Origin of the sequence: Mesorhizobium sp. M8A.F.Ca.ET.202.01.1.1 (genome assembly GCF_004791595.1) — a bacterium.
Classification (GTDB): Bacteria; Pseudomonadota; Alphaproteobacteria; order Rhizobiales; family Rhizobiaceae; genus Mesorhizobium.
On the sequence record NZ_SRUN01000008.1, the window covers coordinates 183248 to 197117 of the forward strand.

Annotated in this window: 13 protein-coding genes; 10 read left to right on the forward strand and 3 right to left on the reverse strand. The window is 63.2% G+C overall.

Translation table 11 applies throughout. The annotated features are described in order from the left end of the window. Positions 1-25 precede the first annotated feature (25 nt). Entirely contained in the window at positions 26-1117 is a 1092-nt protein-coding gene (locus tag EN845_RS18860) for a fatty acid desaturase family protein (protein WP_127871198.1), read from the reverse strand. A gap of 164 nt (positions 1118-1281) precedes the next feature. Here EN845_RS18860 and EN845_RS18865 point away from each other — a divergent pair, with 164 nt between their 5' ends. From EN845_RS18865 to EN845_RS18900, 8 genes are all read left to right on the forward strand, one after another. Next, entirely contained in the window at positions 1282-2313 is a 1032-nt protein-coding gene (locus EN845_RS18865) for a LacI family DNA-binding transcriptional regulator (protein WP_127871199.1), read from the forward strand. Between the two features lie 191 nt (positions 2314-2504). Further along, positions 2505-3185: a hypothetical protein gene (locus EN845_RS18870; RefSeq protein WP_245464532.1), complete on the forward strand. Its 681-nt coding sequence runs from the start codon at positions 2505-2507 to the stop codon at positions 3183-3185. Positions 3186-3579: 394 nt separating this feature from the next. Further along, positions 3580-4521: a sugar ABC transporter substrate-binding protein gene (locus EN845_RS18875; RefSeq protein WP_015314570.1), complete on the forward strand. Its 942-nt coding sequence runs from the start codon at positions 3580-3582 to the stop codon at positions 4519-4521. 110 nt (positions 4522-4631) lie between these two features. Then, the gene (locus EN845_RS18880; RefSeq protein ID WP_127871200.1) at positions 4632-5708 is read left to right on the forward strand and encodes an ABC transporter permease; all 1077 of its coding nucleotides are present in this window, start codon (positions 4632-4634) and stop codon (positions 5706-5708) included. 2 nt (positions 5709-5710) lie between these two features. Continuing rightward, positions 5711-6478: an ATP-binding cassette domain-containing protein gene (locus tag EN845_RS18885; protein ID WP_023772158.1), complete on the forward strand. Its 768-nt coding sequence runs from the start codon at positions 5711-5713 to the stop codon at positions 6476-6478. A gap of 115 nt (positions 6479-6593) precedes the next feature. After that, on the forward strand, positions 6594-7586 hold the full coding sequence (gene iolG / locus EN845_RS18890; protein WP_127871201.1) for an inositol 2-dehydrogenase: 993 nt from the start codon (positions 6594-6596) through the stop codon (positions 7584-7586). Between the two features lie 345 nt (positions 7587-7931). Further along, positions 7932-8720, forward strand: coding sequence for an SDR family oxidoreductase (locus EN845_RS18895; RefSeq protein ID WP_127871202.1), 789 nt, complete (start codon positions 7932-7934; stop codon positions 8718-8720). A 426-nt stretch (positions 8721-9146) separates the two neighbouring features. Beyond that, a complete protein-coding gene (locus tag EN845_RS18900; RefSeq protein ID WP_127871203.1) occupies positions 9147-10238 on the forward strand; it encodes a 3-deoxy-7-phosphoheptulonate synthase in 1092 nt (363 codons plus the stop codon). A gap of 33 nt (positions 10239-10271) precedes the next feature. Here the strand turns inward: EN845_RS18900 and EN845_RS18905 are convergent, their stop codons facing one another. Beyond that, positions 10272-10907 (reverse strand): LysE family translocator, encoded by a 636-nt coding sequence (locus EN845_RS18905; protein WP_127279237.1) that lies wholly within the window; start codon positions 10905-10907, stop codon positions 10272-10274. A gap of 128 nt (positions 10908-11035) precedes the next feature. On the opposite strand from EN845_RS18905, the gene EN845_RS18910 reads away from it, so the two are divergent. After that, a complete protein-coding gene (locus tag EN845_RS18910; RefSeq protein ID WP_127871204.1) occupies positions 11036-11734 on the forward strand; it encodes a YafY family protein in 699 nt (232 codons plus the stop codon). A gap of 3 nt (positions 11735-11737) precedes the next feature. Here the strand turns inward: EN845_RS18910 and EN845_RS18915 are convergent, their stop codons facing one another. Continuing rightward, the gene (locus tag EN845_RS18915; RefSeq protein WP_127871205.1) at positions 11738-12847 is read right to left on the reverse strand and encodes a Gfo/Idh/MocA family oxidoreductase; all 1110 of its coding nucleotides are present in this window, start codon (positions 12845-12847) and stop codon (positions 11738-11740) included. 148 nt (positions 12848-12995) lie between these two features. On the opposite strand from EN845_RS18915, the gene EN845_RS18920 reads away from it, so the two are divergent. Further along, positions 12996-13841, forward strand: a complete 846-nt coding sequence (locus EN845_RS18920) for a MurR/RpiR family transcriptional regulator (protein WP_127280184.1) — start codon at positions 12996-12998, stop codon at positions 13839-13841. Positions 13842-13870: the final 29 nt, after the last annotated feature.

Here is a 13870-nt window from a genome sequence, read left to right on the forward strand (position 1 = left end):
AGTCCTCCCCTGGAGCCGTTCGATGTCATTCCGCCGCCGTGGCGACGGCGTCGTTGTGGAATTCCTCGCGGTATGGCCTGGCGGTCGGCGGCAGCTCGCGCTTGAGGAAATAATCCTCGTTGCGCAGCTGGCGGCGGAAGACCGGGATCATCTCGCGGTACCCGGCCAGGATCGATCGCGTCGGTGCCGGCAGATCGTGCTTGATCAGCGCATGCAGCCTGGGCAGCGCATGGTAGGGCACCATCGGGAACATGTGATGCTCGACGTGGTAGTTCATGTTCCAGTAGATGAAGCGGCTGATCGGGTTCATGTAGACGGTGCGGCTGTTCAGCCGGTGATCGGTGACGTTCTCGGCCAGCCCGCCATGCTGCAGCAGGCCGACCATGACATGATGCCAGGCACCGTAGAGCCTGGGCAGGCCGACCAGCATCAAGGGCAGGAACGATCCGGTGTAGAGCGCCAGCGCGATGGTCGCGGCATAGATCGCCGTCCAGATGCGGGCAATGCGGATCGCCTTCTGCTGTTCCTGCTCGGGAATGAAGGTCTTCTCGGCCGCGCTGATGTTGCCGGCGGCGTTGCGCAGCATGTCTGACATCGCGTGCCAGGCGTCGAGCACGCCGACAAAACCGAGGACGAGGCGCACCAGGTCCGGCGGCCGCATGACCGAAATCTCAGGGTCGCGGCCGACGATGATGGTGTCGGTGTGATGGCGCGTGTGGCTCCAGCGCCAGGTCACCGGATTGCGCATGATCATGAAGCAGGCGACCTGATAGACCGCATCATTCATCCACTGCGTGCGGAACGCCGTGCCGTGGCCGCATTCGTGCCAGCGTGAATCGGTGGATGAGCCGTAGAGCACACCATAGGCGAAGAAGAACGGTACGCACCACCAGCTGCCCCAGAACCAGGCGCCGCCGGCGCCGCTGATGGCGAGGGCGGCCAGCCAGATCGCCGTGTCGCGGATCGCCGGACCATCGGAGCGCTGCATCAGCTCCTTCATCTGCTTGCGGGGAATGTCGGTGTGATACCACTCGGCCGCCGACAGGCCGTTTTCGACGGCAAGTCGGGCGTCGCGGCCGATCAGGCTATAATCACGCCGGGACGGCGCTGCGGTCATGATTGCCTCCCAAGGCAGGGGCATTCGCCATGCGAATGCCGATCACCACTGGTTTCATGCCTAGAAATAACGCCGCGCCATGATAGACTCAACGTCACAAAGATAGTTTCTATCATTTCCTATCAAAGTGGTATATCAATACCAGGCAATCGAACGGGGCGATCATGGCGAAACGGCCGACCATAACAGATCTGGCGCGCGTCTCCGGCGTCAGCGTCGCCACGGTGGACCGCGTGCTCAACAATCGCTTGCCGGTTCGCGAGGAAACGGCACGCCGCGTCTACGAGACCGCGACCGAGATCGGCTATCACGCGGCCGGCCTGATCAAGCAGCGTATGCGCCATGAATTGCCGGAATACCGGCTCGGCTTCCTGCTTTTGAGAGGCAACGACGTCTTCTACACGGAGTTCGCGCGGCAACTCGAACTCGCGGTGTCGCAATCGCAGCGCTTTCGCGGCGTCGCGATCATCGACTTCGCCGTTTCGCTGACGCCGGACGAAATCGTCGAGCACACGCGCAAGCTGGCGGCCAAGTGCAAGGCCGTCGCCCTGGTCGGGCCGGATCACCCGGCGCTGACGGTCATTGTCGAGGAGATGAAGGCCAGGGGATTGCCGGTTTTTTCGCTGCTGTCCGACTTCGCCGCCGGCATTCGCGAGGGCTATGTCGGCCTCGACAACCGCAAGGTCGGGCGCACGGCAGCCTGGATGATCTCGAAAGCGGCGAAGCGGCCGGGCAAGGTCGCGCTTTTCGTCGGCAGCCACCGCTTCCACGGCCATGAACTGCGCGAGATCGGCTTCCGCTCCTTCTTCCGCGAACAGGCGCCGGACTTCACCCTGCTCGAAACGCTGGTCAATCTCGAGGCCAACCAGATCACGCAGGACACGCTGCTCGACCTGCTCGGCCGTCATCCGGACCTCGTCGGCTGCTATGTCGCGGGCGGCGGCATGGAAGGCGCGGTCGCGGCGCTTAGGCAGGCCAAGCCAGCAGAGATGCCAGCGGTGGTCTGCAACGAGATATCGGCGGTCTCGCGATCCGCCCTGGCGGACGGGGTGCTGACCATGGTGATCTCCACGCCTCTGGCGGCTTTGTGCCGCGAACTGCTCGATCTCATGGCGCACGCCATCGAGACGGGCGCGGCTAACGCTCCCGGCCAGACCTTCCTGCCGTTCGACATCTACCTGCCCGAGAACATCTAGCGCGCCAGGGCTTTCAGCGCGTCGCCCGACGGGGGCATCCAAATTTGACGCATTAATGATTGCTAATATATACATGCCCGATGGGCGGAGATGGGTTTGGGTACATCGCTTTTGGGAGCGACGAGCTCTATGCGCGTGGCGCGCTCTTCAGCGCCCTTCGCCTGCTTTACTATTGCCCGGATGCCAGGGTCATGGTCCTGACCGACAGGCCCTCCATTTTCGACGGCTATCCTATCGAAACGATCGAGCTAACGGCCGAGAGAAAGGCCGAGATGTCCTTCGGCAATCGATACAGGTTTGGCATCAAGGCAGCCGGCATCGTCGATTTGCTGCGGCGTTGCGAGCGCCTGTTCTTCATGGACACGGACATGTATCCGACCGGCGACATATCGCGATGTTTCAGGCGAATTACAGCGTTGTCCTCCATAATGTGGCGGTGCGAAGGGCGCCCAAAGGCCCCTTATCGAGCGCTCGAAGGCAAAGGGCTCTCAATTGGAGGCCACATCCTGACCGGAGATGAAACCATGTGGGCGAGCGGCGTCCTTGGCGTTCATCATAACAACATTCCTGCGCTGGAGCGAGCATACGCCGCCAGCGAGAGAGTCAGTGAAATCGTGCGTTTGCATACCCCGGAACAATTCTGCATCGGCGTCGCGCTATCACAGGATGGGCGAACGATCAGCCGCCAGCAGCTGCCTATCCGCAATTACACCACCACCGGAACAAAGCTTCACGCCCGAAGGCGAATTGGAGTTTTCTTCGATGTCAGCGGCAAGCTCAGCGTCGAACAGCAGGTGAGGCAGGCGGCGGGATACAGGGTCTGGAGAGCGCCGCTCGATCTCTTGCTGCAGAGAGACATCTGGCATTTCTGAACTGCCATCGCCTGTCGACGGCATCCAGGGAACGGACCTGGCGCGCTGATGCCATAGGCCTCGCCGCCGGCGGCGGGCGTGCGCCTGTCTGCTCCGCCGCCAAGCCAGCGGCATTCTTCCGGCAGCATCCGCACACCGTCGACGCGTCCGCCAAAATCGCACGTCCGGTTTTGGAATCGCCCTTGACGCCTCCCGACGAAATGGAATAAATATTTCATCGGTGATGTATTTTGGTCCTTACGTTCCGGGAACATCTGTTTCAAACACAGGCTTTGGCGTTCCAGCAAACGGCAGGCGCCACCGGGGAGAAGACAATCGGGAGAGATTCCCCGGGGAGATCGGGGATTCCGGAGAAATCGGTGCAACCGGACACCAAAGTGGAGGAGAGATTAAAATGAAGAAACTGCTTTTGGGCGTCGCCTTCGCGGCGCTGATGAGTTCATCGGCCATGGCCGCCAAGATCGGCGTCTCGATGGCCAAGTTCGACGACAATTTCCTTACCGTGCTGCGCAACGGCATGATCGAGCAGGCCAAGGGCATGAGCGGCGTCGAGCTGCAGGTCGAGGACGCGCAGAACGACGTCGCCAAGCAACTCGACCAGATCAAGAACTTCGCCGCTTCGGGCGTCGACGCCATCATCGTCAACCCGGTCGACACCTCGGCCACGCAGGCAATGTCGGATGCGGCCGCCGCGGCCAAGATCCCGCTGGTCTATGTCAACCGCCAGCCGGTCAATGTCGACACGTTGCCCGACAACCAGGCCTTCGTCGCTTCCAATGAGGCCGATTCCGGCACGCTCGAAACCAAGGAAGTCTGCCGCCTGTTCAAGGAAGCCGGCAAGAAGGAAGCCAATGTCTATGTCATCATGGGCGAGCTTTCCAACCAGGCCGCCGTGCAGCGCACCAAGGACATCGACGATGTCATCGCCACCCCGGACTGCAGCTTCATTAAGATCATCGACAAGCAGACCTCGAACTGGGATCGCGACCAGGCGCAGAACCTGATGACCAACTGGCTGTCGACCGGCAAGAAGTTCGACGGCGTCATCGCCAACAATGACGAAAGCGCCATCGGTGCCATCCAGGCGATGAAGGCCGCCAACATCGACATGAAGTCGGTTGTCGTCGGCGGCGTCGACGCCACCCAGGACGCGCTTGCCGCCATGCAGGCGGGCGACCTCGATGCCACCGTGTTCCAGGATGCCGCCGGCCAGGGCGCGGGCGCGCTGGACGCGGCGCTGAAGCTCGCCAAGGGCGAGAAGGTCGAACACAAGGTCTATGTCCCGTTCCAGCTGGTCACGCCTGCGAACATCGACAAGTTCTTGAAGAAGAACTGAGCCGCGGACATACGGAGCGGCGCTCTCGCGTAAAGGCAGCGCCGCTCCTCTTCCCCCTCGGCGCCTGAAAGGTGCTCGAGGAACGACCGCGGCTGACGGAGGATAGAAGATTGGCACAGACATCTCACGGCGTCGGCGGCGTCGGCTATGACGCCAGGAAGCGTATATGGCCGGCCGAATTCAACGTCTTCCTGGCGCTCGTCATCCTCGTCGTCATCTTCGAGCTGATCGGCCGGATCTTTCTCGGCGACAGCTTCCTGTTCAACACCCGCAGCGACGTCTCCGGCATCTTCAACGAGGCGCGGCTGCAGATCATCATCCTGCAGGTGTCGATCGTCGGCATCATCGCCATTGGCGTCACGCAAGTGATCATCACCGGCGGCATCGACCTGTCCTCGGGCTCGATCGTCGGCGCGACCGCCATGATCGCCATGAGCTTCGCCCAGGTCGCGACCGTCAACGGCAATCCCAATCCCAAGGCGATGTTCCTGGCGCAGGGCTGGACCGACCTGCCGGTGATCGTGCCGGTGCTGGTGGCGATCGGCTGCGGCCTGCTCGCCGGCCTCGTCAACGGCGCCCTGATCGCCTACACGCGCATCCCGCCCTTCATCGCCACGCTCGGCATGATGGTCACCGCGCGCGGCATCGCCAAATGGTGGTCGAAGGGGCAGCCGATATCATTCCCGACCGACAGTTTCGCGGCAATAGGCAAGGGCCTGATGCCGGTCATCATCTTCCTGTCGCTGGCCGTGCTGTTCCAGCTCATCATGACCTACACCCGATACGGCAAGCACTGTTACGCGATCGGCTCCAACGAGGATGCCGCGCGCATGTCCGGCATCAAGATCGCCAACCACAAGATCCTCGTCTATGTCATCGCCGGCATTCTCGCCGCGCTCGCCGCCGTGGTGCTCTCCTCCAAGAACCTCACCGCCCAGGCCGGCATGGGCGTGATGTACGAACTCGACGCCATCGCCATGGCGGTCATCGGCGGCGTCTCGCTGTCGGGTGGCCGTGGCTCCATCATCGGCACGGTGATCGGCGCGCTCATCTTCGGCGTCATCATCTCCGGCTTCACCTTCCTGCGCCTCGACGCCTACTACCAGGAGATGGTCAAGGGCGTGATCATCGTCGGCGCGGTCGTTCTCGACCAGTGGCGCCAGCGCATGCGGGCATTGAGGGCTTGACCATGTCAGACATCGTCCTGAAGACCGAAAACCTCACGAAGCGCTATGGCGGCGTGCATGCACTTGAAGGCGCCAATTTCGAGCTGCGAAAGGGTGAGCATGTCGCCATCATGGGCGACAACGGCGCCGGCAAGTCGACCTTCGTGCGCCAGATCACCGCCGTCGAGCAGCGGACGAGCGGCCAGGTCTGGTTTGACGGCAAGGAAGTGAATTTCGCCGGCCCGATCGAGGCGCGCGAGGCGGGTATCGAGACGGTGTTCCAGAACCTGGCGCTGGCCGACGATCTCGACGTGCCGTCCAACCTGTTCCTCGGCCGCGAAAAGGTGCTGTTCAATCTGGGGCCATTCTCGATCCTTGACCGCAAATACATGCGCAAGGCGACCGAGGCGGCACTGGTCCGCACCGCGGTGAAAATTCCCAATTTGTCCAACACCATCCGCCACATGTCGGGCGGCCAGCGCCAATGCGTGGCGATCGCCAGGACGGCCACCTTTGCCTCCAAGCTGATCATCATGGACGAGCCGACGGCGGCCCTCGGCGTGCAGGAGACGGCGCAGGTCGAAAACATCATCCGCACGCTGAAGGACAATGGCGAGCCGCTGATCCTGATCAGCCACAACATGCGCCAGGTGTTCGACCTCTGCGACCGTATCGTCGTGTTCCGGCGCGGCCGCATCGTTGCCAATCTGCGCAAGGAGAATACCGACGGGCAGGACATCGTTTCCTACATCACCGGCGCCAAGACCGGGGAGGCGGAACTCGCGGCCTAAGGGCCGGGCGGGCGGCGATGGTCATCGCCTTCCCGTCGATTTGTCTTGACCGGAAAATCATCCAGCGCCCATGACCGGCGCCCCGCTTCGAACCATCCCCTAGAGGAAAATTTCCATGACTGTTCGCTTCGCCCTCCTTGGTGCCGGCCGCATCGGCAAGGTCCACGCCCGCGCCGTGGGTTCCAACCCCCAGGCAAAACTGGTCGCCGTTGCCGACGCCTTCGAGAAGGCGGCGAGCGAACTGGCGAGCGCCTATGGCGCCGAGGTGCGTACCATCGACGCCATCGAAAAATCGAAAGACATCGACGCGGTCGTCATCTGCACGCCGACCGACACGCATGCCGATCTGATCGAGCGCTTCGCCAAGGCCGGCAAGGCGATCTTCTGCGAGAAGCCGATCGATCTCGACGTCAAGCGCGTCGAGAAGTGCCTGGCCGTGGTCGACAAGGCCAAGGCGACGCTGATGGTCGGCTTCAACAGGCGCTTCGACCCGCATTTCGCCGCCGTGCGCAAGGCGATCGACGACGGCGCCATTGGAACGGTCGAAATGGTGACCATCACCTCGCGCGATCCCGGCGCCCCGCCGCTCGACTACATCGCGCGCTCCGGCGGCATTTTCCGCGACATGACCATCCATGATTTCGACATGGCGCGCTTCCTGCTCGGCGAGGAGCCGGTGGCGGTCAGCGCCCATGCCTCGGTGCTGGTCGACAAGAAGATCGGCGAAGCCGGCGATTTCGATTCGGTCAGCGTCATCCTCGAAACCGCATCGGGCAAGCAGGCGGTCATCTCCAATTCGCGCCGCGCCACCTATGGCTACGACCAGCGCATCGAGGTGCATGGCTCGAAAGGCATGGTGGCGGCCGAGAACCAGCGGCCGGTGTCGATCGAACTGGCCAACGAGAAGGGCTATACGCGCCCGCCGCTGCACGACTTTTTCATGACCCGCTATCTCGACGCTTATGCCAACGAGATCGCCGCCTTCATCACCGCTGCGACATCAGGCAAGAAGGCGGCGCCGAGCGGGGCCGACGGCCTCGTCGCGCTGAAGCTGGCGGATGCTGCGCTGAAATCGGCGACGACAGGCAAGACAGTGCGCCTAGGCTAGACAGTAAGGTCGTCGATCTACAGGGCTTTATGACTAGCCGTAACATCCATCATGTCGTCATCCACGGGCGAAGCAAGGAGCGAAGCGACGCGGCGCAGACCCGAGGATCCATTCCGTTACATAGAAACGGCTCCAACGGTTCAGAATTTTGGTCCGCTGCGTTCTTCGGCAGAGGTCACGGAATGGATCCTCGGGTCTCCGCGACGGAGCTTCGCTCCTGCTTCGCCCTAGGATGACAACGTTGGGGATGCTTCGACCAAGTTTCCCAACGTTGCGATAAGGCACCGAAGAAACCTCAATGAATCTCATGAAACTGTTGGCAGTCAAGAACCCAGGAGCAGAGCAATGAGCACCGATCGTAATTCACAGACACGCGCCATCGTCACCGGCGGTGCGCAAGGCATCGGCTTCGCCGTCGCCGAGGCACTCGCCGACGAGGGCTGCCGGGCGCTGGCGCTCATCGGCCGCTCGCAGGAGAAGGGCGACAAGGCTGTTGCCCATTTCAAGAAATCTGGCGTCGACGCCATCTTCATCAGCGCCGACGTTTCAAAGGTTGCCGACTGCAAGCGTGCGGTCGCCACCGCGCTCTCGCATTTCGGTACGATCAACGCGCTGGTCAACGCCGCCGCCACCTCGGCGCGCGGCTCCCTGGTCGAGACATCGGAAGAGCTTTTCGACCAGATCTTCGACACCAATGTGCGCGGCCCCTTCTTCCTGATGCAGGGCGTGGTGGCGCATCTGCTGGAGAAAAAGGCACCCGGCTCGATCGTCAACGTGCTGTCGATGTCGGCGCATACCGGCCAGTCCTTCCTGACGCCCTATTCGACCAGCAAGGGCGCGCTGATGACGCTGACCAAGAACGTCGCCAACGCCTATCGCTTCAACCGCATCCGCTGCAACGCCGTTCTGCCCGGCTGGATGGATACCGAGGGCGAGGACATCGTGCAGAAGAAATGGCACGACGCACCCGACGACTGGCTGGCGAAGGCCGAAGCGGCCCAACCGATGGGCCAGTTGGTGAAGCCGGACCAGCTCGCGCGGCTGATCAGCTACATGGTCAGCCCGCAATCGGGCGTCATGACCGGATCGCTGGTCGACTACGACCAGAGCATCGCCGGCTCGTCGCCGGAATAGTGCCGACGTTGCGGCTGGCCCTTTCTCCCCGTCACTATACGGGGAGAAATGCCCGGCAGGGCAATGAGAGGCAGCACCGACTTTGACAATTACCGGTCCATACCCTGCCACCTCGCTTGTCTCTCCGACGTAGGCGCCGCCCCTCACCTGCCTGCCGGCATCCTCTCCCCGTATAGGGACGGGGAGAGGGGTGCTGTCATCGACGGTTTCGCCACCTGACCCTCATCGCCCCATCGACAAACGCCGCCGCTTCGACTATATGAGCGGCATGATCCACCTGTCCGCCACCTATTGGTACTTTAGCAGCTCGCTGGCGGCGGGAGGATTGCGCTCGATCTGAAGATTGCAGCAAACAGTCCGACAAGCCGCCAGACCTGGCGGCTTTTTTGTTTCAGCCGGCAGGTTCCCAAACAGGAGCAGAAAGCCGTGTTGACCACTACAGACGACCTTCGGGTCAAGGAACTTAGACTGCTGAGCACGCCGGAAGAGGTGATGCGCGAGATACCGCGCTCACTCACGGCGACACGCACCGTTGCCGCCTCGCGCAACGCCATCCACTCCATCCTGACAGGGGCCGACGATCGACTTGTTGTCATCGTCGGCCCTTGTTCCATTCACGATCCGGTTGCGGCCGTTGACTATGCCAGCCGTCTGGCGGCGCTGCGCGAGGCCCTGGCCGACCGGCTCGAGATCGTCATGCGGGTCTATTTCGAAAAGCCGCGCACCACTGTCGGCTGGAAAGGCCTGATCAACGATCCCGACCTCGACGGCAGCTTCAACATCGACAAGGGGCTGCGGATGGCGCGCAATGTGCTTTCCGCCGTCAACAATCTCGGCCTGCCGGCGGCGACCGAATTCCTCGACATGACGACGCCGCAATACATTGCCGACCTCGTCGCCTGGGGCGCCATTGGCGCGCGCACCACCGAGAGCCAGATCCACCGCGAACTGGCGTCGGGCCTCTCCTGCCCGGTCGGCTTCAAGAACGGCACCGACGGCAATCTCAGGATCGCCGCCGAGGCGGTGAAATCCGCCGCCCAGCCGCATCATTTCATGGCGGTGACCAAGGGCGGCCGCAGCGCGATTGCGGCGACGACCGGAAACGAGGATTGCCATGTCATCCTGCGCGGCGGTGTCCAGCCGAACTATGACACGGCAAGCGTCGAGGCTGCTTCGGTGGAACTCGCCCGCATCGGTATCGCGCCGCGCCTGATGATCGACGTCAGCCACGCCAACTCCAGCAAGAAGCCCGAGAACCAGCCGAAGGTGGCGGCGGACGTGGCGGGCCAGGTGGCGGCGGGCGACGAGCGCATCATCGGCGTCATGATCGAAAGCAATCTCGTCGCTGGCCGGCAGGATGTCGTGCCCGGCAAGCCGCTGGTCTACGGCCAGAGCATCACCGATGGCTGCATCGACTGGGCGACCACCGAGACCGTGCTGCACGGGCTTGCCGGTGCCGTAGAATGGCGCCGCTCGGCGCGGCGCGCCATGCTGGACAGCCGGCAAGGGGCCGCCTGACACGATGGCGATGCGGGAGGGGCGGGCCGGGACTTACGCCGCCCTCAGCCCTTCCCATGCGGTGAAGACCGAGACCGCGAACAGCAGCAGCCCGGCGGCGCGCCCGGCAAGGACGGTCGCCCGCGGATTGGCGATCAGAAGGCTGCGGCTGCGGCCGGCAGAAATGGCCAGCCCGCCATAGATCGCCGCCTGCGTCAGCACGGTCAGCAGGCCCATGATCGTCGCCTGCATCCAGATCGGACCGTAGTGCGGTTTCAGGAACTGAGGGTAGACGGCCAGGACGAAGAGATAGGCCTTCGGGTTGATCAGGCAGGTCACGAAACCCTGGCGAAACGCTTTCCATGCGGAACGGCTGCCGGCCGGCCCCTCATGGCCGACGGTGATGGAGCTGCGCATCAGCGTGATGCCGATATAGGCCATGTAGGCGGCGCCGGCGATCAGCAGCGGCTTGAACAGGATCGGCACGAAATGCATGAGCAGGCCGACGCCGACAGCGCCGTTCAGCGTGTGCACCATGCCGCCGACCATGATGCCGCCGGTCGCCGCCAGCCCCCTGTCGCGTCCGCCGGTCAGCGCATTGGCGAGCACGAACAGCATGTCCATGCCTGGAACGGCGATGATGCCGAACAGGAGAAGAAAGAAAAGCCAGAGATTTTCCGCGTAGCTCATGTCAGTTGCCTGTCGCCTCTTGCCAGCGTGCCGCCAAGGAATCTGTTGATTTTCAAGCCGATGGGCGATCCTATAGACCGAGCCAACTGACGATGGTGTGTCAGTTGTGATCGCAACCGGGGAGAAAAATGCGCAAGGCCTCGCGCCTGTTCGAGATCATCCAGATCCTGCGGCTGGCCAGGCAGCCGGTGACGGCGGCAATGATTGCCGGGGAACTGGAGGTGACGATACGTTCGATTTACCGCGACATTGCCGCGCTGCAGGCCATGCGCGTCCCGATCGAGGGCGGCCGTGGCATCGGCTATATCCTGCGTCCCGGCTTCGACCTGCCGCCGCTGATGTTCTCGATCGAGGAGATGGAGGCGATCGTGCTGTCGCTGGCGTTGCTCGAGCGCACGGGAGACGACGAGCTCAAGCAGGCGGCCAAGCGCGTCAGCGCCAAGATCGCCGGCGCGGTGCCGCCGCCCTTGCGCCAGACGCTCGATGCCAATGCGCTGCATGCCTGGGGCTTTGCCGCGCCCGCCGCCGGCACGATCGACCTGGCGCTGGTGCGCCGCGCCATCCGCGACGAGGAGAAGCTCGACCTTTCCTACCGCGACGAAGCAGGCCGTGCCTCCGAGCGGCTGATCCGCCCGATCGCGCTGATCTACTACGCCGAAACCGCCAACATCGTCGCCTGGTGCGAGCTGCGCCAGGCGATCCGCAATTTCCGCAGCGACCGCATCGAGGACTGCCAGCCGACCGGGTTACGCTTCAAGGGCGAAGGCGACCGCTTGCGGCAAATCTGGGTCAATGGCTGGGAGACGAACGCGGCCATAGGCGTCTGACTTTTACCTTACATCCACCCAGCGCTTTTCCTCATACGAACGCGCCATCGCGTGCACGGTGCGCTCGATCTCCAGCCCTTCGGCGAACTCGATAAGCCGGGCCGGCTTGCCGGCCAGCCGCGTCAGCAATTCGTGGCACTCGATGATCTTGAGATCGTTGAAGCCGAGGCTGTGGCCGGGCGCCGGCACGAAAAGATCATAGGGCTTGTGCTGCGGCGCCACCAATATGGTGCGATAGCCCTGTTCGGTCGGTCGGTCCGACGTCAAATAGAGCTGGAATTCGTTCATCCGCTCCTGGTCGAACAGGATCGAACCCTTGGAGCCGAAGATCTGGATGGCGATACGGCCCTTGCGGCCCCAGGCCGAGCGGTTGACCTGCAGCGTTCCGGCAATGCCGTTTTCCAGATGCATCAGCACGCTGGCGATATCGTAGGTCTCGACCGCGCGCCGCCCGCCCGCCGCCAGCTTGCGGTCGGCATAGGGCTTGGCCATGTCGCAGATGACGCTGGCGACGCGGCCGAACAACGCCGTGACCAGCGACAGCGGATGCACGGCGAAATCGTCGAGCGCGCCATAGCCGGAAGTCGCTTCGTGCTTCCAGAAGAACGGCGCCTCGGGATCGGCCATGAAATCCTCGTCCATCTCGATGCGCAGATGGTTGACCTCGCCGATGATCTTCTCGTCGAGCAGCGCGCCGATGTGACGGATGGCCGGGCTCTGGATGTAATTGTAACCAAGCGCGGCAATCTTGCCTGATGTCTCGGCGGCGGCCGCCATTGCCTCGGCCTCGGCGAAGCTCGGCGCCATCGGCTTTTCGCACCACAGATGCTTGCCGGCTTCGAGGATGGCGATGGCCATTTCCGGATGAAACTGGTTGGGCGTCGTCAGCGAGACGACGTCGACCTCCGGATCGTTGACGACGGCACGCCAGTCGCCGGACGCCTTGGCAAAGCCGAACTCGCCGGCCTTGCGCCTGGCAAGGTCCTCGCTGACCTCGCCGAGATGGACGAGCCGCGGCTTGGTCGCATCGGGGAAGACGGCTCCCACTGCGCTCCACGCGATGGCGTGGCACTTGCCCATGAAACCCGTACCGATAAGACCTACGCCGACCATCCAACTTTCTCCACTGCCTGAGCGTTGGATGGATGAATTAGTCCATTTTCTCCTGAAATGGAATGTCTGCCTCATTTTTTATGGCGTTCTTGCGCAGGCCCGCTATGATGAGGCACAGAGAGCCTCCAGACAGGCTTGGGCGGAGACGATGGACGAACAGGTACCTCGCGACTTCGAGACGCTGCGCGCCACCATTCTGGACCGGCGCGAGAGCCTGCCCAAGCGCATCGCCCAGATCGCCGCCTATGCGCTCGACAATCCGGACGACATCGCCTTCGGCACCGCCGCCAGCATCGCCGCTTCGGCCGGCGTGCAGCCCTCGACCCTGATCCGCTTTGCCCAGCAACTCGGGTTCGACGGCTTTACCAGCCTGCAGCAGGTGTTCCGCGAGCGGCTGCGCGAGCGCAACTCCTCCTATGACGAGCGGCTGCAGGCGCTACGCGCCAAGGCCGAGGGCGGCGCCGGCCACCGGGCGATCTTCGACGGTTTCATTGCCGCCGCCAGCACCTCGCTCAACGACATTTCCCGCACGCTGGACGACGCGCATCTGGAAGACGCTATCTCGCTGCTGGCAAAGGCGCAGACCATCTATGTCTTGGCCAAGCGGCGCTCCTATCCGGTGGCGAGCTATATCGCCTACGCGCTGGGCAAGCTGAAGATCCGCAACCAGCTGATCGAATCGGCTGCCGGCCTGAATGCCGAGATGGTCGGCTTCGCCACGCCGGCGGACGCCGTCATCGCCATCAGCTTCTCGCCCTACGCACCGGCCACGATCGAGGAAGCGCGCAGCATTTCCGAGCAGGGCGTACCGATCGTTGCCATCACCGACAGCTCATTCTCGCCGCTGGCCCAGTTCGCCAGGGTCTGGTTCGAGGTGGCCGAGGCGGATTTCGCCGGTTTCCGTTCGCTGTCGGCGACAATGGCGCTGGCCATGGCGCTGACCGTCGGCGTCGGCGAGAAGCGGCGTGACGCGAGCCGCAAGCGCAAGGCTTGACCAGACATCCAAAAAGGCAATTTTAGGCC

What these genes read in the sequence shown, in the direction of transcription:
- EN845_RS18915 (WP_127871205.1), bottom strand. Translation starts at nt 12,847, where the DNA reads ATGGTCGGCGTAGGTCTTATCGGTACGGGTTTCATGGGCAAGTGCCAC.
- EN845_RS18875 (WP_015314570.1), top strand. Translation starts at nt 3,580, where the DNA reads ATGAAGAAACTGCTTTTGGGCGTCGCCTTCGCGGCGCTGATGAGTTCA.
- iolG (WP_127871201.1), top strand. Translation starts at nt 6,594, where the DNA reads ATGACTGTTCGCTTCGCCCTCCTTGGTGCCGGCCGCATCGGCAAGGTC.
- EN845_RS18920 (WP_127280184.1), top strand. Translation starts at nt 12,996, where the DNA reads ATGGACGAACAGGTACCTCGCGACTTCGAGACGCTGCGCGCCACCATT.
- EN845_RS18860 (WP_127871198.1), bottom strand. Translation starts at nt 1,117, where the DNA reads ATGACCGCAGCGCCGTCCCGGCGTGATTATAGCCTGATCGGCCGCGAC.
- EN845_RS18905 (WP_127279237.1), bottom strand. Translation starts at nt 10,907, where the DNA reads ATGAGCTACGCGGAAAATCTCTGGCTTTTCTTTCTTCTCCTGTTCGGC.
- EN845_RS18885 (WP_023772158.1), top strand. Translation starts at nt 5,711, where the DNA reads ATGTCAGACATCGTCCTGAAGACCGAAAACCTCACGAAGCGCTATGGC.
- EN845_RS18895 (WP_127871202.1), top strand. Translation starts at nt 7,932, where the DNA reads ATGAGCACCGATCGTAATTCACAGACACGCGCCATCGTCACCGGCGGT.
- EN845_RS18865 (WP_127871199.1), top strand. Translation starts at nt 1,282, where the DNA reads ATGGCGAAACGGCCGACCATAACAGATCTGGCGCGCGTCTCCGGCGTC.
- EN845_RS18910 (WP_127871204.1), top strand. Translation starts at nt 11,036, where the DNA reads ATGCGCAAGGCCTCGCGCCTGTTCGAGATCATCCAGATCCTGCGGCTG.
- EN845_RS18870 (WP_245464532.1), top strand. Translation starts at nt 2,505, where the DNA reads ATGGTCCTGACCGACAGGCCCTCCATTTTCGACGGCTATCCTATCGAA.